This is a genomic window from Pirellulales bacterium (assembly GCA_019636335.1).
Lineage (GTDB): Bacteria > Planctomycetota > Planctomycetia > Pirellulales > JAEUIK01 > JAHBXR01.
In genome coordinates this window covers 93,947-120,170 of record JAHBXR010000005.1, presented here as the reverse complement: position 1 = coordinate 120,170, position 26,224 = coordinate 93,947, and the positions used below count along the sequence as shown (strand labels likewise).

General features: G+C 63.4%; 13 protein-coding genes. 8 read left to right on the top strand and 5 right to left on the bottom strand.

All coding sequences use genetic code 11. From position 1 onward, the window contains the following. Positions 1 to 38: 38 nt before the first annotated feature. Positions 39 to 674, top strand: a complete 636-nt coding sequence (locus KF708_07175) for a cytochrome P460 family protein (GenBank protein MBX3412451.1) — start codon at positions 39 to 41, stop codon at positions 672 to 674. Positions 675 to 853: 179 nt separating this feature from the next. Here KF708_07175 and KF708_07170 read toward each other — a convergent pair whose 3' ends face one another. Continuing rightward, the gene (locus KF708_07170; GenBank protein ID MBX3412450.1) at positions 854 to 1,747 is read right to left on the bottom strand and encodes an amidohydrolase family protein; all 894 of its coding nucleotides are present in this window, start codon (positions 1,745 to 1,747) and stop codon (positions 854 to 856) included. A gap of 177 nt (positions 1,748 to 1,924) precedes the next feature. Between KF708_07170 and KF708_07165 the strand changes: the two genes are divergently transcribed. The 6 genes from KF708_07165 (at position 1,925) to KF708_07140 (ending at position 17,566) form a co-directional block, all read left to right on the top strand. Then, entirely contained in the window at positions 1,925 to 5,257 is a 3,333-nt protein-coding gene (locus tag KF708_07165) for a DUF1553 domain-containing protein (GenBank protein MBX3412449.1), read from the top strand. Between the two features lie 14 nt (positions 5,258 to 5,271). After that, a complete protein-coding gene (locus tag KF708_07160; protein ID MBX3412448.1) occupies positions 5,272 to 6,708 on the top strand; it encodes a DUF1501 domain-containing protein in 1,437 nt (478 codons plus the stop codon). A 157-nt stretch (positions 6,709 to 6,865) separates the two neighbouring features. Beyond that, positions 6,866 to 11,032: a CHAT domain-containing protein gene (locus KF708_07155; protein ID MBX3412447.1), complete on the top strand. Its 4,167-nt coding sequence runs from the start codon at positions 6,866 to 6,868 to the stop codon at positions 11,030 to 11,032. Between the two features lie 131 nt (positions 11,033 to 11,163). After that, positions 11,164 to 12,699: a hypothetical protein gene (locus KF708_07150; protein ID MBX3412446.1), complete on the top strand. Its 1,536-nt coding sequence runs from the start codon at positions 11,164 to 11,166 to the stop codon at positions 12,697 to 12,699. A 32-nt stretch (positions 12,700 to 12,731) separates the two neighbouring features. After that, positions 12,732 to 14,054: a Gfo/Idh/MocA family oxidoreductase gene (locus tag KF708_07145; protein ID MBX3412445.1), complete on the top strand. Its 1,323-nt coding sequence runs from the start codon at positions 12,732 to 12,734 to the stop codon at positions 14,052 to 14,054. A gap of 89 nt (positions 14,055 to 14,143) precedes the next feature. Beyond that, on the top strand, positions 14,144 to 17,566 hold the full coding sequence (locus tag KF708_07140) for a CHAT domain-containing protein (GenBank protein MBX3412444.1): 3,423 nt from the start codon (positions 14,144 to 14,146) through the stop codon (positions 17,564 to 17,566). A gap of 37 nt (positions 17,567 to 17,603) precedes the next feature. Here KF708_07140 and KF708_07135 read toward each other — a convergent pair whose 3' ends face one another. Continuing rightward, positions 17,604 to 19,142 carry a hypothetical protein gene (locus KF708_07135; GenBank protein MBX3412443.1) on the bottom strand — a complete coding sequence of 513 codons (1,539 nt, stop codon included), beginning with the start codon at positions 19,140 to 19,142 and terminating at the stop codon, positions 17,604 to 17,606. 120 nt (positions 19,143 to 19,262) lie between these two features. Between KF708_07135 and KF708_07130 the strand changes: the two genes are divergently transcribed. Further along, positions 19,263 to 20,018, top strand: a complete 756-nt coding sequence (locus tag KF708_07130) for a hypothetical protein (protein MBX3412442.1) — start codon at positions 19,263 to 19,265, stop codon at positions 20,016 to 20,018. Positions 20,019 to 20,055: 37 nt separating this feature from the next. Here the strand turns inward: KF708_07130 and KF708_07125 are convergent, their stop codons facing one another. The 3 genes from KF708_07125 to KF708_07115 are packed head-to-tail and all read right to left on the bottom strand — an operon-like array spanning position 20,056 to position 26,182. Next, the gene (locus KF708_07125; GenBank protein ID MBX3412441.1) at positions 20,056 to 21,360 is read right to left on the bottom strand and encodes a DUF1552 domain-containing protein; all 1,305 of its coding nucleotides are present in this window, start codon (positions 21,358 to 21,360) and stop codon (positions 20,056 to 20,058) included. Between the two features lie 32 nt (positions 21,361 to 21,392). Beyond that, the gene (locus tag KF708_07120; protein MBX3412440.1) at positions 21,393 to 25,499 is read right to left on the bottom strand and encodes a DUF1592 domain-containing protein; all 4,107 of its coding nucleotides are present in this window, start codon (positions 25,497 to 25,499) and stop codon (positions 21,393 to 21,395) included. Next, positions 25,496 to 26,182, bottom strand: coding sequence for a FadR family transcriptional regulator (locus KF708_07115; protein ID MBX3412439.1), 687 nt, complete (start codon positions 26,180 to 26,182; stop codon positions 25,496 to 25,498). The genes KF708_07120 and KF708_07115 overlap by 4 nt, the downstream gene beginning before the upstream one ends. Between the last annotated feature and the right edge of the window lie 42 nt (positions 26,183 to 26,224).

The window sequence follows — 26,224 nt, the reverse complement described above, 5'->3', positions numbered from 1 at the left end:
TTCGCCACCAGTCGAGCGCACCCGAGGAGCCCATGCCGATGAATCGGAAGCCAGGTTTTCACTTCGCCGCCTTCGCGGCCATCGCCTGCTCGCTGGCTGCCGTCGTTCACTCGGTGGCGGATGAAACGCCCGGCCCGGCGACCGAACCGAAATCGACGATGACATTGCCCGAGTACAATGCCGAAGGTTCGCTCTTGCGCCCCGAGGGGTACGAGCGCTGGACCCTGGTGGGCACGTCGCTGGGGCTCGACTATTCGCCCGGCCAAAAGCCCGACCCTAGCAAGCCCGGCTTGTTCCACAACGTCTATATGCAACCCGAGGCCTTCGACCACTACGTGGCGACCGGCGAGTTCCTCGAACAGACGATCTTCGTCGTGACGAACAACCCCGCGGCGAAGCTCAAGGGGGACGACGAAATCAACCGTAATGGGCACTACGCGGCGCCGTCGATGGGGCTGGAAGTCTCGGTCCGCGACACGGAACGCTTCGAGGATGACTGGGGCTTCTTCATGTACTACAGCACCACCGGCAAGCGCACGACCAGCAAACCCTTCAAACGCGAGGCCTGCTACGATTGCCATGCGCAGCACGGCGAGGACAACGCCGTCTTCACGCAGTTCTACTCGGTATTAAAAACCGCCAGAGCAAGAAAGCTGGCCGAGACCGCCAAGTAAAAACAACGGAATCCTTCGCGCCTTTGCGGTAATAAAAAAGATTCACCGCGAAGAGCGCGAAGGTTTGCAAAGAGATGTTCGCGGGTGGTGGAATGAATTGACTTACCAGTCGAGTAGGAGAGAAACAGCATCCGCTGTTCCTCTCCTACTCGACTGGTAAAAGCAAATGCGTTGCTCGGCTAGGAATGTTTCTTCCCTGTAGCTGGCAGACCGTAAAACTTCACCGCGTTGTCGTGGAAGAGCTTTTGCTTTTCTGCGGCCGATCGTTCTTTGACAATTTCTTGCAACGCCCCGACCCATTGGCCGAAGGTGGCACGCTCCGTGCAGACGGGCCAGTCGCCGCCGAACATCACGCGGTCCGCGCCAAAGGTCTCGAGCGTGAAGTTGATGTTCGGCGCAAGATCGGCGGCCGTCCAATCCTCCTGCGCCGTGGCGACGATGCCCGAGACCTTGCACACGACGTGGTCGTGATCGGCCAGATGCCGCATGCCCTCCATCCAGCGCCGCCGCCGTGGCGTGTCTCCTTCCTGGACGCTCATGTTGCCGCAATGGTCGACAATGAAACGCGTGTGGGGACATTGGGCGACAAGCTGGTCGGCGTCGAGTAGAGCTTGCGGTTGCAGGCAAAGGTCGAAGCTCCAGCCCACCTCGCCCAGGTACTGAATGCCGCGCACGAAGCGCCGGTCGAGAAAGTAACTCGGCGGCGTGGCGTCGCTGTGCAGCACCTGACGCACACCCTTGATGTAGGGGCTCGCCTTGAGACCGTTCACGTAATCGCGAAAGCCATCACTCGCGGGGCGCCCCGAGATGACGGCCCCCGTCATGGGATTATCGCCCCGCTCGCAGAACTCGATCACATAGCGGGCTTCCGCCTCCTGCTGGGCCGGATCGACGTCGACCTCCATGTACACGGTCTGTTCGACGCCCAACCCGGCCGTGGCCTGCCGGTAGTCGCTCATCAGAAAGTCCCGTCCGAGTCGTTCGTTCCCCTTGGTCCAGGGGAGCGAAAAACGGGACAGGTCCCACAGATGCTGGTGGGTGTCGACGATGGGCACAACATCGGGCGCGGTCACGGCTGGATCCCTCGAGACGGCGTACGCGGTGAACGAAGCGGTTTCCTAGTCTAAACGATAATCCTTGGGTAGCCTCCACGAGTGCGCCCCCCATTCGCCAGAAACCGGGTCGCGCTTCATCGCCCCTCTCGGCATGGGTAGACTAGGTGGCAGCCCGATTCCCCCCCGAGGTCCCGCATGCCCTTGCGTCCTTTCAGCCTGGTATTCGTCTGCGGTCTGGCACTGCTGCTGCCGTGGGATGCTCGACGAGCCTGGGGCCAGGATCGCCAGGGTGAGGATGCGCCAGGGGCGACCTTCTCCGCCGCGCAACTCGAGTTCTTCGAGACCAACGTCCGCCCCCTGCTCGTGGCTCGCTGCACGAAGTGCCACGGCGCCGAGAAGCAGCAAGGCAATCTGCGGCTCGACTCGCGCGAGGCCGTGCTCGCGGGGGGCGATCTCGGTGCGGCCGCCGAGCCCGGCGACCCCGAATCGAGCCTGCTCGTCGACGCCATCGGCTATACCGGCGAACTGAAGATGCCCCCCGACGGCAAACTCCGTTCGGCGGAAGTCGCCACGCTCGTCCGTTGGGTGCGCGAGGGACTGCCCTGGCCGGCGGGCGAAGCGGCATCCGGGAACGCATCGAACGGGGCCACCAGCGAAACGCACCCCCTTCCCTGGTCCTTTGCGCCCGTGCAGGTTGTCTCACCTCCCAGCGTGGCCAAAACTGACTGGTGCGTGAGCCCGATCGACCAATTCGTCTTGGCACGGCTCGAGCAGGCGGGCCTCGCTCCAGCGCCTGCGGCCGATCGGCGCCGGCTGATTCGCCGAGCGAAATTCGATCTGCTCGGTTTGCCCCCCACGCCGGAAGAGATCGAAGCCTTTGTGACCGACGAGACGCCCGACGCCTGGGCGCGGCTTATCGATCGGTACCTGTCGCTGCCCGAATATGGACAACGCTGGGGACGGCACTGGCTCGATGTGGCCCGTTATGCCGACTCGAACGGTCAGGACGAGAACCTGGCCTATGTGAACGCGTACCGCTACCGGGACTACGTCGTCGACGCATTCAACCGCGACAAGCCGTACGACGAGTTCATCCGCGAACAGATCGCCGGCGATCTTCTGCCGGGCGAAGTAGACGACGATCGCCGTTTCGAGCGGATGGTGGCCACCGGGTTCCTTACCATCGGCCCGAAGATGCTGGCCGAGGACGACCCAGTAAAAATGGAGATGGATATCGTCGACGAGCAGCTCGATACCGTGGGGGGTGCGTTTCTCGGCCTGACGCTCGGTTGCGCGCGTTGCCACGATCACAAGTTCGATCCCCTCTCGACGGCCGATTACTACGCGCTGGCGGGCATCTTCAAGAGCACCCGCACGATGGACAACTTCAAAGTGGTCGCCCAATGGCACGAACGACCACTGGCCTCCGCGGCAGACATCGCGGCGCTTGCCGAACATGCGGCGCGACGCGAAGCCAGGCAGAAGGAGGTCGCGGCGGTCACCGAACGCGCGAACTCGGCCCTCGTCTCCGCCGCTCGGGCGCGACTGGCCGACTACCTCCTCGCGGCGACCGAGGTGCTCGAATCACCGGCGCCCGCGTCGATCGTGGATCGCGCCGCGCAAGAGGGCGCGAGTCTGTCGCCGGGTACCGTGCTGCGCGAGGCGGAGTCGTTCGACCGGGGGAACGTGCTAATCGATACCACGGGCTACGGCGCCGGCATCGGCGTCATCTTGAACCGCGGCGAACTGCCGAACTTCGTCGAGTACGACCTCGAACTGGCGCAGGCAGGTCTGTACCAGATTGAACTTCGTTACGCCGCTGCCCAGGCGCGCCCCGTTCGCATGTTGTTCAATGGTGAAGTGAAAAAGTCCGACGCCGCTTCGCAAGTGACCGGCTCTTGGGATCCCGACACCCAACGCTGGTGCGTCGAGGGAACATGCGAGCTGCCGGCGGGAAAGGTCACGCTGCGCCTCGAACGGAGCGAGGGACCATTCCCGCATTTCGACAAGGTGGCGCTCGTGCCACGGCTCGAAGTTTCTCCCCGCGACGGAGACGCGCGCGTGCCGCGCACGGTGGACGAGCTCGCACGAGAGCGCGGCCTGCTGGCCCCCTTCGTCGAACAATGGACAAACTATCTTCGCGCGGCGAAGAAGGATCCTGAGTCAATCTGGCAGGTCTGGTTCGCGTTTCGAGTAGAACCGCACGTCGCGGCTGAGAGTTTTAGCGGTGTCGGTGGTGCTGTGGCCGAGCACGTGTTGAATCGAGATCGCCCGGCCGATGTTGCTCAGCTTGCCGCGCGTTATCAGGCGACGATCGAGTCAGCACAGCAGAGTACCCCGCCATCGACCGAGGCGGCCGACCTGGCCTTGCGGGGCGTGGTGGTCGATCCGCAAGGTCCGTTTCGACTGCCTGCGGACGCTCGCTCACTCTACATGCCGGCCGACCGCGAGGAGCTTGCGCGACTCGAGGCCGAGTTGGCCGAAATCGATAAGTCCGTCCCCCCAGCGCCGCCTCAGGCGATGGCCGTGGAAGAAGCGGCGCCGACCGATCTAGCGATCCACATTCGCGGCAGTCATCTGACCCTGGGCAAGGTGGTGCCGCGCGGCGTGCCGGCCACCTTTGAACTCGCCTCGGCCGAACTTCCCGCCGCCGCGAGCGGACGGCTGCAGTTGGCCGATTGGATCGCCGATCCGAAGCATCCGCTCACGGCGCGCGTCATGGTGAATCGGCTCTGGCGGTGGCACTTCGGCGCGGGACTCGTGCGCTCGACCGACAACTTCGGCAACCTGGGAGAAGCGCCAAGCCATCCCGAGTTGCTCGATTGGCTCGCCCGTGATTTCGTCCGCTCCGGCTGGTCGATCAAGGCCATGCATCGGCGGATCATGTTGTCCTCGACCTACCAGATGAGCACGGCCTACGAGGCTGCCGCCGCCGAGATCGATCCCGACAATCGCCTGCTCTGGCGAATGAATCGCAGGCGTCTGGAGGCCGAGGCCGTGCGCGACAGCCTGCTGTTCGTTGGTGGCGGGCTCGATACCTCGCTCGGTGGCTCGCTGCTGACGTCGAAGCCGCGCGAATATGTGACGAACACCACCTCGGTCAACGCCACCAACTACCAGACGGCGCGGCGAAGTCTCTACCTGCCCGTCGTGCGCAGCGCCGTCTACGAAGCGCTACAGGCGTTCGACTTTGCCGAGCCGACCGTGATCAAGGGAGATCGCGACGCGACGACGATCGCCTCGCAGGCGCTCTTCATGATGAACAGCGACCTCGTCAACGAGCAGACCAGAAAGCTCGCCGAGCGTCTCTGTCAAGACGCCGCCACATCAGACGCCGCGCGCGTCTCGCTGCTGTACACGACGGCCCTGGGACGCGTGCCCAGCGAGCGAGAATCGGCGCGCGCACTACAGTTCGTCGAACGCTATCGGTTGCAACTTGCGGGTGATGCCGAAACGACCGAAGTAGACGCATGGCAAGCGCTGTGTCGCGTGATCGTATCGTCGAATGAGTTTCTGTACGTCGAATGACAGCGAGCCAGACGATGAGCGATCATGCCTGCCGCCAGTTTCTGCCCGTGTGGAATCGCCGCGAGTTGCTGCGTGCCAGTAGTGCGGGTTTCGGTCTGTTGGCGCTCGATGCGCTGCTCGCGAGCGAGCGTACCGCGGCGGCGACGGTGCCCCCTTCCCCCACGGGCAATCCTCTCGCACAGCGGTCGCCCCATTTTGCGCCCCGGGCGAAGCGCGTCATTTTCCTCTTCATGCACGGCGGACCTTCGCAGGTCGATACGTTCGACTACAAGCCGTTGCTCGCGCGCGATCACGGCAAGCCGCTCCCCTTCGACAAGCCGCGCGTGGTCTCGTCCGATACGGGCAATCTACTGGCCAGCCCCTGGAAGTTTGCCCAGCACGGGCAGTCGGGCGCCTGGGTGAGCGAGCTGTTTCCCCACGTGGCCAGGCATGTCGACGATCTCTGCTTTTTGCACGGCATGCACGGCTCGAACTCGCGGCATGGTGGCGCGCTTCTGGAGTTGCACACCGGCAGCGATACGTTCGTGCGGCCGAGCTTTGGCTCCTGGGTCACCTATGGATTGGGGACCGAGAACGAAAACCTGCCCGGCTTCATCACGATTTGTCCCACGCTGACGCACGGCGGGGTGAACAACTACAGCTCGGCGTTTCTACCGGCCGTGTTTCACGGCACGCCGCTGGGCAATGCGAGTGTTCCCTCGGACCAGGCCAAGATTCCTTTCATCGATGCACGTTCGTCCGCCGCGCGGCAACGAATGGAGCTCGATCTACTCAACGAGATGAACCGCGAGCAGCTCGCGCAGACAGGGCCGGATCTGGCGCTCGAAGGAAGGATCGAAGCCTTCGAGCTGGCCTTCCGCATGCAGACTGCAGCGCCCGAACTGCAGCAGATCGACGACGAGACCGAGGAGACGCATCGTCTCTATGGCCTCGACGATCCACGGACGCGCCACTTCGGGCGGCAGTGTTTGATGGCGCGACGCTTCGCCGAACGGGGCGTGCGCTTCGTGCAGGTTTCGCACAGTTACAAATGGGATCAGCACGGCGGCCTGCGCAAGGATCATGCCAGCAACGCCGCCGAGGTCGACCGCCCCATCGCGGGGCTGTTGGCCGATCTGAAAGCCCGCGGACTGCTCGACGAGACTCTTGTTCTCTGGGGCGGTGAGTTCGGACGTACCCCCACCGCCCAGGGCGACGACGGCCGCGATCACAATCCGCATGGGTATACGATGTGGATCGCCGGCGGCGGCGTGAAGGCCGGCTTTCGCTACGGCGCAACCGATGAGTACGGATATTACTCGGTGCAGGAGAAAGTCCACCTGCACGATCTGCACGCGACGCTGCTGCACCTGCTCGGGCTCGACCACACTCGGCTGACCTACCGCCACGCGGGGCGAGATTTCCGCCTGACGGACGTGCATGGAGAGGTCATCCACCCGATCGTGGTCTGAGCACGATGATCCGATATTTTGGGGAGAATCGGCCGCGAGACGAGGAACGTAGCTCCCTGGCGCTCAACCCGTCTTGATGCGGTTGAGCTACAATAGTACCAGCCCGCACGGAGGTGGCTCGACACTCGATAACCCCATCCGCGTGGAGACCGCGTGCATGCTGCGATCTGTCTCGAAAGTCGTTCGTCTTGTTGTTTATGGCCTGGTGCTAACACTAGGCGCCACGCTTGGCTCGCCACAAGCGTGGGGTCAGCGCACGCCTGCCCGCGCACAGACTCCCAAGCAGACGGATCGATTCGCCGAACGCGATCGTCTCTGGAACGACGCGCTCGCGCAGCTCAAGGCTGGCCAGCGGCGGCCGGCCATCGCCGCCGGCGAGAAGGTCGTCGCGATCGAACGGCGCTTGCTCGGCAACGAACATGCCGAAGTCGCCACGACTCTGATCTGGCTCGCGCGGGCTTCTACGGAAGTGGAAGATTTCGCTGCGGCCCGCAAGATGCTCGACGAGGCGCTGGCCATTCGCGCGAAGGCCTTCGGCGCCAAGGATTGGCGGACCGTCGACGCCCGCTGGGAAGTCAAGCATCTCGAGGCCGTGCAGAAGATGACCGCGGCCGATCGCCGCGAGTACATCCGCGGCGCGCAATTGAATCGCGACATGGAGAGTGATCTCGATCGGGGAGATACGTCCCGGGCCTTGATCAAGATGGGCGAGTTGATGCTGCTCCAGCAAAAGCTGCTCCCGGTGCCCGATCTCGACCTGCTGCAAGGATTGCAGACCGCGTCGAGGTTCATGAACCGCATGGGAGAGCCGAACTCGGCGTGGGGTTTCGCGCAGCAGGCGCTCGCCATGTGCCAGCAGCTCTATCCTGCCGACGCGTGCCCCGGCAGTCACCCTCAGATCGCGGATTGCTACACGCGATTGGGCGGCGTGGCATTCGAGCAGGGAGCGTACGCACTGGCGCTCGAGAACTACGAGCACGCGCTCCAGGCGACGGAATTGCTCTATCCGGCCAAGACGAATCCCAACGGCCATCCAACGATTGCCGACGTGCTCGATAGCGTAGCGCTCGCTCGTTGGCGCTCTGGCAATCTTGCGGGAGCGGCACAAGCCTACGAACGGGCACTCGCCATGCGCGAGAAGCTCTATCCCCCCGCTCAGTTTCCCGCAGGGCATGTCGACATTGCGATGACCCTCAATTCCTTGGGGCAGATCGCCCACGATCGCGAAGATTTCACCGCCGCGCGCAAGCTGTTCGATCGGGCGATCGCGATGCTGGCCAAGGTGTATCCCCAGGAGAAGTTTCCGCAGGGACATCTCGACCAGGCGCGCGTCTACAACAATCTGGCGGTCATGCTCGACGACCAGGGAGATTCGGTCGAGGCACGACGGCGCTACGAACAGGCCCTGGCGATTTTCGAACGCGTCTACTCGGCCGACGAGTATCCCCACGGTCACCCCGATCTGGCGAGCGCGCTGGCGAACATGGGCACGGTGCTCGCCCGCCAAGACGACTACGTTGCGGCGCGAAAGTATCTCGAGCGCGCTCTGAAGATCGAAGAACAGTTGTATCCCCCGGAGCAGTACGCGGCGGGGCATCCCGATATTGCTCGTACGCTCAATAGCCTGGGCACGTTGCTGGCGATGCAAGGCGATTTCGCCGGGGCCGTGCAGTTCCAGGAGCGGAGCGTGGCGATGAATCGCCAGCTCTATCCGGTCGAAAACTACCCGGCAGGGCACATCAGCCTGGCCATCAGTCTCGACAATCTGGCCAGCACCCAAAAGTCCCGAGGCGACTACACCGCGGCACGCAAACTTTACGAAGAGTCGCTGGCGATGCGCGAACGCCTCTATCCCAGGCAAGATTACCCCCATGGAAATCTCGATCTGGCGCTGGCACACAACAATCTCGGCGAGTTGCTGCGAGAACAGGGAGAAACCGAGTCGGCGCTCGAGCACTATGTCGCATCGGCGACGATGCTCGAGACCTTGTTCTCGGGCGAGGAGTATCCGAATGGACACCCCTACCTGGCCGCGAGTTGGAGCAACCTGGCATCGCTCTTGCGCGAGGCCCAAGAGTATGAGGCGGCCAGGAAGCTTTACGAGCGGTCGCTCGCCATGAAAGAGAAGTTGTACCCGGCCGAGCAGTTTGCCAAGGGGCACTCGGATCTCATCGTGGCCTACAGCGAGTATGGCTCGCTCTTGTTCGATCTGGGAGAATACGCGGCGGCCGAATCGCAATTCGAGCGCGCCGTGAAGATGTGCGAGAAAATCTATCCGGCCGACTCCTATTCGCACGGCCATCCACAGCTTGCCACGGCGGTCAACAACTTGGCCTACTCGCTCCGAGCGCAAGAGAAGCTGCCCGCGGCGCGCGCCCAGTTCGAGCGAGCGGTCGCCATGCTCGAACAGTTGTACCCGGCCGACGCGATGCCTGCCGGGCACCCTGTCCTGGCCACGGCGCTCGATAATCTGGGCACGCTGCTGGCGACCGAAGGCCGGCTCGAGGAAGCATTCGCCCTCGTGCTGCGTTCGAATGAGATGGAACTGGCCAGCTTGCAGAATGTGTTCGGGGGTGCGTCGGAACAGACGATGCGTTCGTACCTGATGAAGCAGGAAGGAACGAGCGATACCCTCATGACCTTGGCGTCGCGACTGGACGTCGAGTCGCGACGCCGCGAGGCCTTCGCCGCGGTCATCGAGCGCAAAACGGCCCTGCACGATGCGCTGCTCGAACTGCGTCAACTCGAACGAGCAGCGAGCAAGCATCCCGACTTGCGCGATGCGGTCGAGCGGCTACGTACCGAACGGCAAACGCTGGTCGACCTGGCGCTCTTGCCCGTCACGCCCGAGTTGACCGCGGAACGCCAGCGTCGTACCGCTGAGGCAAACACGCTCGAAACGAATCTCAACCGGCAGTTGACCGAGGTTCTGGGGGCGGCGCGCGCGGGCTTTAGCAACAAGGTCGATCCCGCGCGGCTTGTCACGCGGATCGGCGACAGGGGAGCATTCGTCGAATTCGTGCGTTATGCTCCCTACGAGTTGTCGCCTCGGGGGCAAGCATCGGAACGGCAGCCCCCCCGCTTTGCCGCTTTCGTGCTGCGAGGGGGGACGCTCGAGCGACTCTCGCTCATCGATCTAGGCCCGGCAGATGAGATCGACGCCCGCGTGCATGAGCTGCGCCAGGCCGTCTCGGATGTGCCTCGCGAATTGCGCACGTCTGACGAGAAAGAACTCGAGGAGCAATACCGCGAGTTGGCCCAGTCGCTGGCGCAGACGATTTGGCTGCCGCTCGAGGGTGCTCTCGACGGCGCGACGCAGATCTACTTCTGTGCGGATGGTGAATTGACCCGTTTGCCCTTCGAGGCATTGGTCGATCGCGATGGACGGTATCTGATCGAGAAGTTCTCGATGGCTTACGTGTCGTCGGCGAGCGATTTGTTGCGTGCGGCTGAAAAACCGGCCGCAGGCACCGTCGTAATCGCGGCGCCCAATTACGAGCTCGAAGCAGTCCCTGCCCAACCCACGCCCGACGTGCTTGCGTCTCGCAACGCCGCCGACGAGCTCTATCGGGGCGAAGTCTCTCCCGACGTGCGCGGTTTGAACTGGTCGGCCCTTCCCGGCACGCGTCAAGAGGCAGCACGTATCCAGCAGTTGCTCGAGGGCCAGCCCGGCTATGCACCGGTCGTGACGCTGCTGGACGATGCGGCGCTCGAGGGTATGTTGAAATCTTTGCCGGCGCCCCGGATCTTGCACCTGGCAACGCATGGCTTCTATCTACCGGATCAGCGCGCGCGCGGCGAGCTGGCCGACGCACAGACGCCAGCGGCTGCTGACGCGCCGGCAACGACGGGCCAGCGGCTGGCGACTTTGCGTTCCGCGGAAAACCCCCTGCTTCGTTCGGGCGTGATTCTGGCCGGCGCCAACCGACCGCATTCCGCACAGGCCGGCGCACAGCGCACCGACGATGGCTGGGCCACGGCCGAAGAGATCGGCATGCTCGATCTAACGGGTACCGAACTGGTGGTGCTCTCGGCCTGCGAGACGGGCTTGGGAGATATCCGTACCGGCGAAGGAGTGAGCGGCCTGCGCCGTGCCTTCCTCCATGCCGGCGCCCGTACGTTGGTCACGAGCCTCTACAAAGTGCCGGACGATGCGACTCAGGGCTTGATGGCGCATTTCTACGAGCGGTTGGCCGCCGGCGCATCCAAGCAGACGGCTCTGCGCGACGCGCAGCTTGCCACGATGGCGGCGCGGCGCAAGGAGTCGAGCGCGGCGCATCCGTTCTTCTGGGCAAGCTTCGTGCTGGTAGGCTCCCCCGAGTGATATCGCCTTCTCGGCGACTGCGGCCGTCGCCGTGGCCACCAAGGCCAATTTCTACTGGTGGCGCAGCCACCCTGCTATGATGTCCCTCGTCTGAACTTCCCGGAAGAGGACACTAGGAAAGCAGGAACAGCATGTCCGCTGAATCGCGCGAACGGACTCCCCCACGGCTTTGGATTGCGATGCCTCTGATGTCGCTGGCTGGCGGCATGGGCTGGGGCATTCGTGGGCAGTATGGCCACGAAACCGGCGCCATGATGGCCGGGCTGCTCGTGGGTCTCGCCATCGCCATTTTATTCCTGGCGCGCGCCAAGTCGTTGCTGGCGGCTCGGGCCGCCGCCATGTTCGCCATCGGTATCTCGATCGGCGGTTCGATGACCTATGGCCAGACGCTGGGCCTTGCGCAAGATGCCGATCTCGTCGGCAACTGGGCCGCCCTGCGCTGGGGGCTGCTGGGCACCACCATCATCGGTGGCATCTGGATCGGCACAGGCGCCGCCTTTCTCGGCATGACGATCAGCGAGACTCGCTACAAACCGGTGGAGCTCGCCTCGCTGCTCGTGGCCATGCTGTTTCTCTTCTTCCTCGGCGAATGGCTGATTAACGAACCTTTCGATCCGGCGCAGGGCGAGTTGCCCGCGATCTACTTTTCGGCCCATTGGGATTGGAAGCCTGGCGTCGAGATCCAACCTCGGCACGAGGTCTGGGGCGGCCTCCTCTTAGCGCTCGTGGGATTGTTCTGTTACGTGGCGTTCTATCGAGGCGATCGGCTCACGCGCAATCTGATTCTGTGGGGCATTCTCGGGGGCGGGCTGGGGTTCACCGGGGGCGAATCGTTGCAGGCCTTCCACGCCTGGAATCGCGACCTGTTCCGCGAAGGACCATGGGCGGAAATCGATCCGCTCATCAACTGGTGGAACATGATGGAGACCACCTTCGGGCTCGTCTATGGGGCCATTCTGGCGCTGGGCCTCTGGTTGAATCGCCACTTGATGCGCCCCCTCGAAACCAACAAGGAAGAACCCGTCGAGCTAGCGGTAGGGCTCGAGTGGATGCTGCTGGTCGTCCATGTCGGCGCGATCGTGGCCTGGAACTTCTTCTCCTTCGACCGCTTCGATGACTTCGCCGATCTGGCGATCACGATGACCATCATTCCCGCGGTGGCGGTGAGCGCGGGACGCCTCTGGCCGTTTCTCACGGTGCTGCCGATCGTGGCGGTGCCGATCGTAGGACGCACGCTCGTGAGGCTCTCGTACGAGGGAGACCAGTTGCCGGTGTGGCTGGGCTGGCTGGCGTACGTCGCACTCCCCCTCTCGATTCTGATTCCCGCCGCCTTGCTGCTGGCCAAGCGCGCGCAAGAACCCAAGAGCGCGGGCACGTTCGCGCGGTGGTCGCTCTTCCTCGCGACGGCGACCTATTTCAGCTTGAACCTGGCCTTCTTCGAGTTTCCCTGGCCCTGGGAAGAATGGACCCGTCGCACGCCGAACGGCCTGATCTATGCCTTCTGCACGTTCTGGCTGTTCGTCGCGGCGATCTTTTGCGGGCGCAACCCCGATAAATCAAAAGCAGCCAAGCCAGCGAAGCAGGACAAGACCGACCAGGCCAGCAGCCAGGCAAACGTGGCGCGACAAGCAGAGTCGCAGCGACAGTTCAAGAACCGTACGAATTAATCGAACGCCATCCGTGAAGACAGGAGTTCGCCATGCAGGGGAAGACGACACGTCGCAAGTTCCTGGCCCACACGACCGAGACGGCCGCCCTGTTGGCTGCGGTGTCGGCCCTGGGAAGCGTACATGCTCTGGCCGATGAACCCGAAGAGAAGCTGAACCTGGGCATCATCGGTTGTGGCGGCATGATGCGCGGCCACGTGAAGGGGCTCGTCGACCGTAACGAGAACGTCTCGTTCGCCTGGCTGTGCGATATCGACCCGCAACAACTCGATCAGACGAGCAGGATCGTCACGCGGCATCAGAGTGCCGCGCCCAGGCAGACGCAGCGCTTCGAGGAGGTGATCGCCGACAAGAACGTCGACGCCTGCATCATCGCCACGCCCCACCACTGGCATACCCCCATCGCCTTGGCTGCCATGGCGGCGGGGAAAGATGTCTATATCGAGAAGCCGATCTCGCACGTTTACCACGAAGGGCTGCTCGTCATGGCCGCGGCCGAAAAGTACAACCGAGTCGTGCAGCAAGGCATCCAGATGCGCAGCAGCCCTGTAACTTTGAAGGCAGAAAAGCTGCTCCAGGAGGGGATCCTTGGCGAGGTCAAAGTTGCTCGCGCGTGGACGGCCGAAATGCGCAACGTCGTGGCTCCCGTGCCCGACAGCGAGGCGGCCGCCGGAGTGGATTACGACCGCTGGTTGGGGCCGGCGCCGAAACGGCCCTTCAATCCGCAGCGTTTCCACGGTTCGTGGCGGATGTTTCGCGACTATGGCAACGGCGAGATCGGCGACGACGGCGTCCACGATCTCGACATGGCCACCTGGGGCCTCGGCGTCGACACGGTGCCGCGGCAGATTACGGCGCGCGGCGGCCGCATGCTGCCGGGTGAGACCGCCAGCGATTATCCCGACAACATGCACGTCACCTACGAGTATCCCGACGGCAAGATCCTGGTGTACGAGAACTACCCCTTCACGGCCTACGGCCTGCACGGTTTCGACAACGGCAACGTCTTCTACGGCACGGAAGGATACATGATCTTCTCGCGCCGCGGGGCGTTCAGTGTCTTCCTGGGTCCGAAGAACAAGCCGGGACCGACGGAAGGCAAGGAGATCCGCGGGCAAAACGGTTACGCCGAGCACATGCGCGATTTCCTCACCGCCGTGCGCAAACGCACGCCCACCCGGGCCTCGGCCCGTACGGCGCACCATAGTTGTGCGCTCGTACACCTGGGAGACATCGCCTATCAGACGCGGGGCCGGTTGGAATTCGATGCCGAACAGAATCGTTTTATCGATTGCAACGAAGCGAATTCGCTGCTGACGAAGGAGTATCGTTCGCCCTATGGGCTACCGGGTTAGTCTGCCGGGCGATTCGCAGGAACTATGCTGGAATTGGGGCGAGGAACTGGCAATAGCCGTTTGAGGTAATTGAAATGCGATCGCGAAGGATGTTTGTCTCGTGCGTCCTGATCTTTTCTTTTGCCTTCTCCACGGCCGCCGAGTCGAAAGTCGTTGCACAAGAGGACGCAGCCGACGCTCCCACGCCGGAACAGCAGGCATTATTGGGCAAATTTGAACAGCAATTTGGCGAGTTCGCCGATCTGTTCAACGCCGGAAAGTTGGATGAAGCGACCGCTGTCGGACTCGAGGCGGTCGAGACGTCCGAGCGAATCAGGCCAAATCGAATCGAAACGACTGTTCTACTGAAGGCACTGGGGAACATTTACGAGAGCCAGGGAGACTTGCAACAAGCCCTAGCGATGTACCGTCGGCACGCCGATATCACGGCGGCCAACTTTGGCGAAGACTATTACGAGACGGCCGATGCGCACTGGACCGTCAAACGCTTCGAGACCTTGCTTGCCCTCAAGCCGGCCGAACAAGAAGAACTGCTGCGGGCACAGCAACTGGAGAGAGACGCCCACACGGCATTCCAGAAGCTCAACTATGCCGAGGCCGTGCAACTCGCGGACCAGGCCCTCGCCATCCGCGAAAAGCTCCTTCCAACGCCCAATCCTCAACTACTCTCCCTGATGCGCCTCTTAGGGCAGGCACATTTGCGGCAGCGTCACTTGCAGGAAGCTGCGCATTACATCCCCGCGGCCCTCGAAATGACCGAAACGCTCTACCCCGAGGATAAATACCCCACTCGACATCCCAGTTTGCTTGACGCGCTCATTAACATGGCGGCCCTGCAACGCGACATGGGAAACATGACGCGCGCCCATGCCGAGTTGGTTCGCAACCTGGAAGTGGCCGAGGCACTTTATCCCCCCGCGTTTGGTCCACAGCCCGACGTCGCGCGATCGCTGGGCAATCTGGGATTCCTCGAGGAAGAGATGGGCAACTATGGTAGCGCCCGGATTCATCTCCAACGCGCCATCGACCTCTTCGAGCAAATCAAGGACCAGATACCCGCGTCTCGGCCCGAGATCGTCGCTGCCAAGGAACATGAGATTGTCACTCTCAAGCAGCACCTCGGGCGTACACACTACTCCCTGGGAGAAATCGATCGAGCTCAAGAGATCTACGAGCGCGACATTGCCTTTCTCGAAAAACTGAACGCTGCCGACCCGACTCTCCCGGTGCAAAGTGAATTGGCGCAGGCCTATTTGTACCTGGCAGACGTGTTCGTCTATCGCCAGCAATTTGCCGAGGCATGCGCCGAAGGCGAAAAGGCCGTGAGAATCGCCGAAGAGCTTTACCCGGTCGAGAAGTTTCCGCAGGGGCATCCTTTTCTCATTGGCGTTTGGAACGCCCAGTCGCAACTGCTCGACAGCGCAAACGATCTGAAGGCATCGCAGGAATACGCGTCGCGCGCTTTGCAAGTGGCCGAGAAGCTTTTTTCCGAGGAGTCGTATCCGCAGGGGAATTTCACGTTCGTGTCGGTCCTCAGCAACGTGGGGATGCTCCATCTCAAGACGGGTGAGTTGGACCAGGCAGAGCCCTACCTCGCGCGGGCGTGGGCCATCTGTCGAAAAATGTACGGCTCGGAGTTCTATCCCAATGGCCATCCGCGCCTCTACGGCGCGACGCAGAACTATGCCATGTACCAGGCCCGAAGCGGGAACCTGTCGCACGCCTTGGACTTGGTGCTCGATGCCAGTCTGATGCAGTTCAAGGCGACGGAGGACATCCTGGGAGACGTCTCGGAAGAGACGATGCACCGTTATGTCGGCGAGCAGCAAGGGGCCACCAACCTGCTGTTGACGTTGCTTGGCACCGTCAAGAATCTTTCGCCGTCGCAGATCGACCGTGCCTACTTCATGCTGACAGACCGCAAGACCGCCGTGCTCGACGCGTTGTTTCGCTTTCGTGGACGACAGATGGCCTTTGCCGATGACGAAGAAATGGAACGGTTGGCAACCGAGTTGCAAGCGGCACGGCAAGAGCAAGCGAACCGCGCCTTGAATCCCGCGGCATCCGAGGATTTAACGGATGAGATCCAATCGCTCGAAGCACAGTTGAATTCACGACTTTCTGGCAGCGAATTGGCAGCGCCTCCCAAGCAGGTGGTGATCCCGGAAGACCTTGCCCAGTTAGATCCCGCTTGCGCCCTGGTGGACATTTTTCGCTACCACCCCTTCGACTTTGAGAAGCTTGCCCGCCAGCCGGCGCACTACGGTGCGATCGTGCTCCGCGGAAAGCCGGGGTCGCGCCATCATTTTGTCGATTTGGGCCCGGCCGGGCCGATTGATGCGCTGGTCGGACAAATCCGCCGCGAGGTAGAGCAAGCGGGCCGCGCTCTGGCCGTCGCGGACGAGGCTGAGATCGAGGAACAATACAAGGTTCCCGCTCGCAAGCTTTACGATCTGGTCGTGGCCCCACTCGAGAAGTCGCTCGACGGCGCCACGACGTTGTACCTCTGTCCCGACGGAGAGCTGACGCGAATCCCCTTCGAGGCCCTGGTCGACGAGAAGGACAAATACCTGATCGAGTCGCGTGCAGTGTCGTATATCAGTAATAGCCGGGCGCTGATCGTCGGCAATCCTGAGCGGTCACAAGGCACGCTCGTCTTCGCCGCGCCCGACTTCAAGTTCAGTGGCGAGGCAGTGCCGCCGAGCGATGAGCTAGCCGCCTTGCTGCGCGGCGCACCCGAGGTCGAGTTTCGCGGCGCCGTGCCGAGCGACCTGCGCGGCCTGAATTGGAGCCCCTTGCCAGGCACCGTCAAGGAAGCGGCCGCCATCGCCGAAATCCTGGCCAAGGACAAGACGTATGGGCCGGTGGTTCAAGTGACCGGCGCGGCGGCATTGGAAGAACGTCTCAAGGGACTGAAAACGTCGCCGCGTATCTTGCACCTCGCGACGCATGGCTATTACCTGCCGAGTCAGGCAGCCGAGGCCGAGCAGGAGGTAAACACTCAGGGCGTCGAACGTGGCGGTATGAGCGCCGCCCAGGGGCTCGGCTCGTTGAAGAAGCAAGAGAATCCGCTGCTGCGATCGGGTATCGTCCTCGCCGGCGCGAATCGTCAGACAAGCGACGACGAGGCCGTAGCGTCAGAATCACGCGACGACGGCTGGGTCACCGCCGAAGAGATCGGCATGTTGAAGCTCCGCGGCACGGAGTTGGTCGTGCTCTCGGCGTGCGAGACCGGTTTGGGCGACCTGCGCACCGGCGAAGGGGTCACCGGACTGCGGCGTGCGTTTGCTTACGCCGGCGCAAGCACGCTGCTGACTAGCTTGTACAAGGTGCCCGACGAGGACACGCAAAAGCTGATGGTCGACTTCTACCGCGGACTGGCGGCCGGCAAGTCGAAATCGGCCTCGCTGCGCGACGCGGAACTAAAGGCCATCGCCGATCGCCGCAAGAGCGAAGGCGCTGCCCATCCGTTCTTCTGGGCGAGTTTTATTCTCGTCGGCGATCCGCGATAAGGATCGCGCGCCGACCAACTCACCCTCTGCCGTTTTATCAAGCTGCGACAGGCGTCCTCGGTGTACTGACGTGTGAGTGTTCTTGTTCTCGCGTGGCGTAATGCACCACGATCACCGCCGTGATCAGAAACAGCAGCACGTAGTAGAGGTTAAAGGCAAACTCGTTCCACTCGTGCAGTGGACCGGTAATCATCTGGCCGAGTACGTTTTGCACCACGAGCACCAGCCACATCAGCCCGTGCGCGTGCGGGAAGAGGTCGCCACGCTGGTCGCGCGGCAGCGGCCGGTACAGGGCCTGCCAGAAGAGCGCGAGCAGCACCACGAGAAAGCACGGACCGAGAATCCACCAGAGCAAGCTGCTGTAGTACTCCTCGTGGCCGCGGTAGATGTTGAACCAGCCCTTGAGTCCGTTGCGCAGCGAGAGTCCCAATCCGAACAGCAGGCCGACATACAGCCCGAATCGCTCGAGCGTGGGATCGCTCGGCGCCCCGGGCAGAGCCGGCGTTTCGCGATCGAACGTTCCACGGCGAACGATCACGTAGGCAATGCCGAAGAGGACCATCGCGCCGAGATAGATCATGCCCCACAGGCCGGCGGCCTCCAGCATGGCAATGACGGACACCAGCGCCAGCAGCAGGTAGACCGCCAGCCACTCGAGGTTCGGCCCCACGATCGAGCGGCGCGCGCGGAGGGTGGCCAACTCCGCTTCGCCCATGCGGCGGTTCGTCAGGAAGTAGGCGAGGCCGAGCGCCACGCCGATGCTGATGCCGCCGGACGATTCCCAGCAGCGCCACCAGTTGAAATTGCTGCCGGGCCACGTGGTGGCGGCCCACTTCCAGTTCTGACAGAGCGCCCAGCCCGTGCCGTTGACAATGCCGACGGTGGCGATGAGGAGCGAGTTTTTCCAGTCGCGGTGCATGAGCTCATAGGAGAGTAGCCCGAGATAGATGCCCAGGTGGGCGATGGCGAGCCGGCTGTCGTTCACCAGTCGGCGCAGGTTGTTGTGGTGTTCGAGATCGTGGTATTGCGTCTCGAGCGAATCGTACAGCGGCAGGAAGTGTTGCGGATAGGCGTGGTAGAGATACCAGGCCAGTGCTCCGCCGCCGAACCCGCAACCGATGCGGAGCACCCAATGCCAGGCGCGCGTTTCGCGCAGCGAACCGCACCAGGCGAGCAGGCATGCTCCCAGGCCGGCCCAGGGCATGCCCGCGATAAACAGCCACAAGAAGCCGTAGCCGCGCGAGATCGGCACCGACTCGTTCGGCGCGAGGAACAACCGGCCCTCGAAAAAGCTGGGCCACTGCATCCAGCCACGCGCGCCCGAGAAGCCGAACCCGATCGTGACGGCCAGAATGATCCAGGCCGAGGTGTAGCGGCGCGTGGGCGCGTCGGATGTTGGATCACGCGAGATGAACCACCACGCCGCCCCCCACATGACGCCGGCAAAGATACAGCCGGCCGTCGCGCCGTAGCCGGAAGAACCACGCACGGCCCAGGTCATGCCACCCAGCGCCGCGAAGAGCAACGTCGGCAGGAACAGATCGTGAACGAGATCGCGGCGAGCTTCGCGAGGCACGGGAGAAGATCTCCAGGGAAGGCATCATGGCGGGCGGATGGCGGACAGTATACTAGCTCGACCGTCCGCCCCCCTGCCCTGTTCTCTGCGTTCCTCGAAAGATACTTCCACCAGGTCACCATGCCGCTCATCGCACATCCCACGGGCAACTACTCGTTTCTGCCAGGCATCGCTCCCTATTCGTGTGGCGCGATCGCGCAGCCCGGCTACGAGATTGTCCACGTAACGTTCTTGCGGCAGATTCCCTACCGGGCCGGTATGGAACGCATCGCCGCGTTGCTCGCCGAAGAGGGGCGCCCCCGCGCGGCGCTGTGCGGCGTGGAATTGCGCTCGCCGACACCGTACTGCTTTGGCGGCTTCGCCGAATTCAATGCTGGCTACTCGGCGATCCTCGAAGACTGGGGCGTATTCGTTGGCGGAGTGAACCCCGTCGCGCGGACGAATGTCGCGCCGGCGGTTGCGCCGCCGGTCGAGCCATCTGTGTTCGGCTACTCCTACACGCGACCTGGCGATACCAAGGAGAATCCAACCTTTGTCGTCGCCGGAGGAGGCGAGCTGCCCGAGGGAGTGCTCGAACGTGAGGGGATCGTGGCGCTCGGCGATACCTCGCCCAGTGGCATCGCCACCAAGGCACGCTTCGTCATGGATCTGATGGAAAACCGCCTGCGTGGGCTCGGCGCCGATTGGTCGCTTTCAACAACGGTGAATGTCTACACCGTACACGCGATCGAGCCGCTGTTGCCGCGCGTGTTGCTCGGCCGCATGGACACCGCCGGCGCCCGGGGCGTGCAATGGTGCTACAGCCGGCCGCCGGTGGAAGAGATCGAGTACGAAATGGATCTCCGCGGCGTGCGTACCGAGTTGGTGCGAGAGTGATTCTGGAATCGCCCCCGATCGCCGTCGGCGAGGTGAATCAAATCTCGGCCAAACGTTCGGTCGAGTCGCCGAAGCGGTCGAGGTGCAGGCCGGCCTTGTCGAGCATCGACAGGTAGAGGCTGCACATTTTGCGATTCGACTGGCCGAGGTAATCGAGCACGCGGCCACCCTGGAGCTTTCCACCCCCCCCGCCCAGCAGTACGACGGGCAACTGCGTGGCATCGTGGCCGCCGGTCATCATGCTCGAACAGTAGAGCAGCATCGAATTATCGAGCGCCGTGCGTTCTCCTTCCTGAATGGCGTCGAGCTTGCCGGCGACGTAGGCGAGCTGTTCGAGGAAGAATTGATTCACCTTGAGCCAGTCGGCCGTGTCGGAGTGCGACAGCAGATGGTGGATCATGTAGTCGACGTTCAAGTGCGGGAAACGCAGCGAGCTGTGGTCGTTGTTCAGCTTCAGCGTGCAGATGCGCGTCGTATCGGTCTGGAAGCCGAGCACGAGAATATCGCACATCAGCCGCATGTGGTCGGCGATGTTCTGCGGCACGCCTTCGTCGGGACGGGCCATGTTCGGCTGCATCAGCGTGGGACGCCAGCCCTGCAACTCTCCCTGCTTGCCGGCTTGTTCGATACGCTGCTCGACCTCGCGGACCGAGTCGAGATATTCGTCCAGCTTACGCTGATCATTCTTGCTGACTTGCTGGCGGAAGCCGCGGGCATCTTCCAGCACGGCATCGAGCACGCTCTTGTCGCCCCGACCGACTTCGTCCTTGAACAGCCGATCGAACGCCAGCGCCGGGTACAACTCGAGCGGCGTGGGCGTGGTGGGCGAGCTCCACGAGATGTGGGAGCTGTAAAGCATCGAGTAGTTCTTGTGGACCGAGGGGTTCGACTTTTCGCAGCCCAGCACCAGGCTGGGCACCTTGGTCGATTGCCCATACGTCTGGGCGAGCAACTGATCGATGCTCGTGCCGGAGCGGATTTCGCCTCCCGAGGCGAGCGGGGCGCCGGAGAGCAGATTGCCCGTCTGCGAACTGTGGATGTTCCCCTTGAGTGCCTCCTCGTTATAGAGGCCGCGAATGAAGAGCATCTTCTCGCGGTAGTCGTGCAAAGGCGCGAGGACCTGGCCCAACTCCATCTGGCTTCCCTCGCCGCGTGCCCACCACTCCGTGCTGTGGAAGCCATTGCCCGAGAAGAGCACCGCCAGGCGGATGGGCGCTTCGCTGCCCTTGGCGACGGCCGGCGCCTCGTCTCCCCACACCAGTCGCGATTCCATCCATGGCAGCGCCATCGTGACCCCGACTCCGCGGAGAAACGTGCGGCGCGAAAAATGGTGCAGGTTCATCTTGGATCCTCGCAGGGGTTGGCGCGCGGGGCTCATTCGTCTTCGGTAGGTTCAACCGGTTCGATGCCGATGTATTCTTGACCACGGATTTCGCGGAACTGCGGGCTCACGACGATCGCCTCGACCGCCGCCGAAAAGCGATAGTCGCGGCTGGCCAGCCGGCTTTGCATCTCGGCCAGCAGCGGTTCGTCCGATAATTGCACGCCGCGCCCCAAGGCATAGCCTAGCAGCTTGCGGCAGAATTGTCGCAAGAGTGCGTCTCGTCGTTCGTTGCGCAGGTAGGCCCGCAGCCCCTCCTGCCCGGCGAACTGCGTGCCGTCGCGGAGCGTGACGTTCGTATCGAGAGACCGATCGGCCAGATCGTGCTGGCGGCGGCGGCCGATGGCATCGAACTCCTCGAGCGCGAAGCCGAACGGGTCGACGCGCACGTGACAGGTCGAGCAGCGTGGATCGCTGGCATGCTTTTCGACGAGCTGACGCACGGTGAGCCCCGCCGTAGCGGTTTCATCCTCGGGTATTTGGGGCACGTCCTTGGGGGGACGCGGCAGCTTTTCACCCAGCAAGACCTCGCTGACCCAGGCGCCACGTAGCGTGGGGCTGGTGCGTGACGCACCCGACTGTTTCGCCAGGGTCGACGCAAAGCCGAGAATGCCGCCGCGGCCGAGCGAGCGCACACCCTCGACGCGTCGCCACTCGTCACCGGAGACGCCTTCGATACCGTAGAACGCCGCCAAACGCTCGTTCACGAACGTGTAATCCGCATCGAGCACGTCGAGCACCGAACCATCGCGCTGAATCAGATCGGTAAAGAAGCGAATCGCTTCTTCGTACATGTCGCCCCGCAGCGTCTTGAACTCCGGATAATGTTGTTCGCTCTTCTCGTCGAGCGTGTCGAAGTCGTAGACGTGGATCCACTGCGAGGCGAACTCGACCGCCATGCGGCGCACCCTCGGATCGGCCGACAGGCGGCGCGTCTGCGCGAGAATTGCTTCCTCCGTGTGCAGTGCTCCCGCCGCCGCCAGGTCGCGCAACTCCTCGTCGGGACAGGACGACCAGAGGAAATAGCTCAGCCGGCTGGCAAGCTCCGTATCGGAGATGGGCCGTGCCTCTTTCCCCGACGCGGCCTCTTCCACGCGGTAGAGAAAGGCCGGCGACACGAAAATCCGCGCGACGAGCAGGCGAATCGCCTCCTCGTGCGGAATGTCTTCACCCCGAAGCTTCGTATAGAGATCCTTCAGCTCTTGTTGCTCGTTCTCGCGAAGCGGTCGCCGATAGGCACGTCCCGCCAGCGCCAGCGCGGCGGCCAGGTGTTGCGGCTCGGTGTCGATCAATTGCTGTCGATACTCGGCGGCGTGGCGATGGATCGGCTCGCGATAGGGCTCGAACAAACGCGGGTCGCTATCCTGCGTCGCATACTCCATGAGCTGGGCAAAGGCATCGACCTGCGTGAGCGCGTCCTGGCTCACGTAGTGCAGCTCGCTCCACAAGCGATCGAGGTCCGCTCGTTCGCGGTCATCGAGCATCAGCCGAGCCAGCGACTCGTCCTCGCGATGGAAGAGCGTCAGCGTGACCGCCTCGTCGACCGGCACGATGCGGTTGTAGCACAATGCCGCAGGGAACAGTCGGCGGAAGTCTTCACAGGCTCGGGCCAGCGCCTCACGACGCGTACCGGCTTCGCCGACGAGAATCGGGGCGTCGGCCCGTAGCGTCGAGGTGTTCTTCGGGGGGATGCTGGCGATTTCCACCTGCGCGGTCCCGTCGCGGCCTTCGACCGGGTGAAGTGCGGCCGTGGCCAGCAACTCGCAACCACCCACGAGATCGGCCGGTAGCTTGAGCTCGAGTACCGAGGACGCCGCGACGCAGAGGTCGTGCGCATCGATCGGCTCGCCGCTCGGGCTCTTGCCGAACAGGGTGGGATCGAGTCCCCAGTCCAAATTCCCGCTCGCGCCGGCGGCGTTGTTCGCCTCCAACTGGGCGCCCGCGAAGAGTGGCCCCCCGAGCGATGCAAGCTGGCGATAGAGCGCCCCGTTCGGCGTTTGAGCGCCCGCGGGCGGACCGGCCAGCAGCAGCGATTGCAACTCTTCGGCGAGCTTGTTCTTTTCTTCTTTCCCTTCGACGGCTTGCCAGCGGGCGAGGATCGAATCGGCCGGAATCACCGGTCCCGACGGCACGCCGCTGACGGGCTCGGTATAGAAATGCCACACCCCAGCATTGCCCTGCCGGTCGGCGTGTGGATTGCCCGCCAGCAGATCGGGCGACACATCGGCCGTCAGGTTCCACACCTGCGAATGATCGCCGCCGGTCGACAAGACGAGCTCGATGTCGGTCAGGTCGCAGGCATGGTTGCCATCGCGAGGGCCGATCAAGAGCGACACGAAATCTCCCTGTCGAATAGCGATGTTCTCCACGGGGCCGACCTGCACCAGCTGAGCTCCGGCCGAGATCCCCTTGGCCAGCATCTGCCGCGTGGCACCGCGACGCAATTCCAGCGACCACGTGACGCCGTTGCCACACTCGGGATGGGCGCTCGTCACGGCCCCTTCGATGCGCATCGCTGCGCTGACGGGACTGCGCCAGCCGGCGCCGATGGCCAGCGTCGGCGAAGGGTGTACCACGACGCCATGCGGTTTCGCATTGCCCGGAATGCGAACGTGCTGGTCCGAGGCATTCGCGACGACATTGGGCGTCTCGCCCGAGCCATAGCCCTGCACGAAGTTGTAGCCCGCCGATTGCGTGATCTTTTCCGTGAGCAGATCGAGTTCGATCTCAGCTGAGGAGCGAATGCCGAGATATTCGAGCCAAGCAGCCAAATCACTGGGGTCGACATCCTGCTGCCGCGCCAGGGCGTCGACATCGACGTCGCTCGTCGACTGGGCCACCTCGGCAGCCGCTGTCAGACACCTGGCGGCGCTGGCAAAGAGTCGCTCGCGGCGCGAGGCAAGTTGCGCCACGAACTCCCGCACATCGCGCAGTGCCAGATCGGGGCGGCCGGGAATCGCCAGTCGCGGATGATGCCAGACGACCGCGTCCCCCGCTGCACCATCGCCGGCATCGCTCGCCGCGAGATATACCGTCACCACCTGGCCCGCTTCGATGGTCGGGATTTGCAGCTTGAGCTCTTGGGTCGTCTGCAGCGGGTCGACCGTCACGATCCAGGGCTTCATGTGCCCGACATTCTGGAAACGGGACAGGGCCTGCTGCCACGTGTGGATCTCGCCTGCCAGTGCCGCCACATCGGCCGGCGTGGCCGCTCGCCAGCGCGTGCGAAGCGAGGCCAGCAAGATCGAATCGTCGGAGGCGGTCAGGCTTTGCCACAGCGTGGCGAGGTAGCGGGGGCTCAAGTTCCGCGCCTGGGCTATTTCGGCAATTGACTTCGATCCTGATTCCAGCGCGTCCCGTTCTTCGAGCGTGGCGAGCAAATACGGTTCGAGCGGCAAATGGCCTTCGGCGTCGGAGTAGCGTGCGTAGAGGGCCTTGATCTCGGTCATCAGTTCGTCCGACCAGTCACGCCGCGTCGCGCTCGGCGAGAAGCGGAGGCCATCGGGCAACAGCATGGCGTGACGCGCGATCTCTTTGCCCGCGTCGAGATACTTGGTCAGCAGCGCCGGCGACATGACGAGCGCCTGGCTGGCGTTCGTAAAACCTTCTCCGGCGGCACTGTCGGCCGGGAATTCTCGCGTCGGTCGGAGATCGACCTGCGTGAGATCGAGAATCGTGTAGTTGTATTCCGCGTTGTTGAGTCGGCGCAGGGCGACCGGGCCCGGGTCTCCCGCGCTCGCGTGCGCCTCGGCATTCAGATAGCGCTGAACCCACTCGCGCAACTGTTTCATTTCCGCGGCGCTGGGCTGATCGGCATCCTTGGGGGGCATCTCGCCGTGCGCAAGCATCTCGGCCACCTTCTGCCAGGCCTGCGGCGCTCGTCGCACGTCGGCGAGCGTGGCGAATTGCTCGAGGTCGAGTTCCCCCTGCTTATCGGCGGTGGAATGGCATCCCAAGCAGTATTGCCCGAGCAAGGCGTGTACCCGCTGGGCATACTCGGTTTTGAGCGGCGCAAATGGAACGCGGTCGTCGTCCGCGCGGGCAGCGGCCGACGAAAGGCAGAAGAAGATGCCCAGTGAGGCGAGCAAGAGACGGTTCACGCGAGGCTTTCCAGACGCTGGCGGTGGCTTTCGATATGTTGGCGCAGTTCGGTCCGCGCGGCTTCGACCTGCCCTTCGCGCAGCAATTGGACCAGTCGTCGATGGCTCTCCATGCCCTGCTTCCATTCGGCCCGCTTCACACTCTCGCGAAACCGGCGGAAGAAAATCTCGAGCAATTCGTGAAAGGCAACGAGCGGCGCGAGACCGCTGGCTTCGAGCAAGCGGCGATGGAACGCAAGGTCGAGTTCGATCCAGGTGGCCACGTCCTTCGCCGCGCCAAAGGCCTCGGCCGCTGCGGCCAGCCCTTCGTAGATCGACGCGTCCTCGCGCATGCGCTCGACGACCTGCGGCAGCCCGCCTGTCTCAAGGATGATGCGCGTCTCGATCAACTGCGCGGGGGTCGTTTCGCGCAGCAGCGGGTGGAACTGCAAGAACGGCGTGACGCGCCCCAGATCGAGCGCGCCGACGGTCAGCCCACGCCGGGGTGACGCATCGACAATGCCGAGAAAACCCAACGCCTTGGTCGCTTCGCGCACCGCCAGGCGACTGACGCCGAGCCGGGCGGCGAACTGATACTCCGTCGGCAGGCGATCGCCCGGCTGGAGATCGTTCTCCTGGATGTAGCCGCGAATGCGATCGGCCACCATGTCGCTCAAGCGCAATCGTTCGATGGTCTGGAGCATCGGAGTGGTGAACCTCGATGGAGACACGTGCAGCGCGGCGTG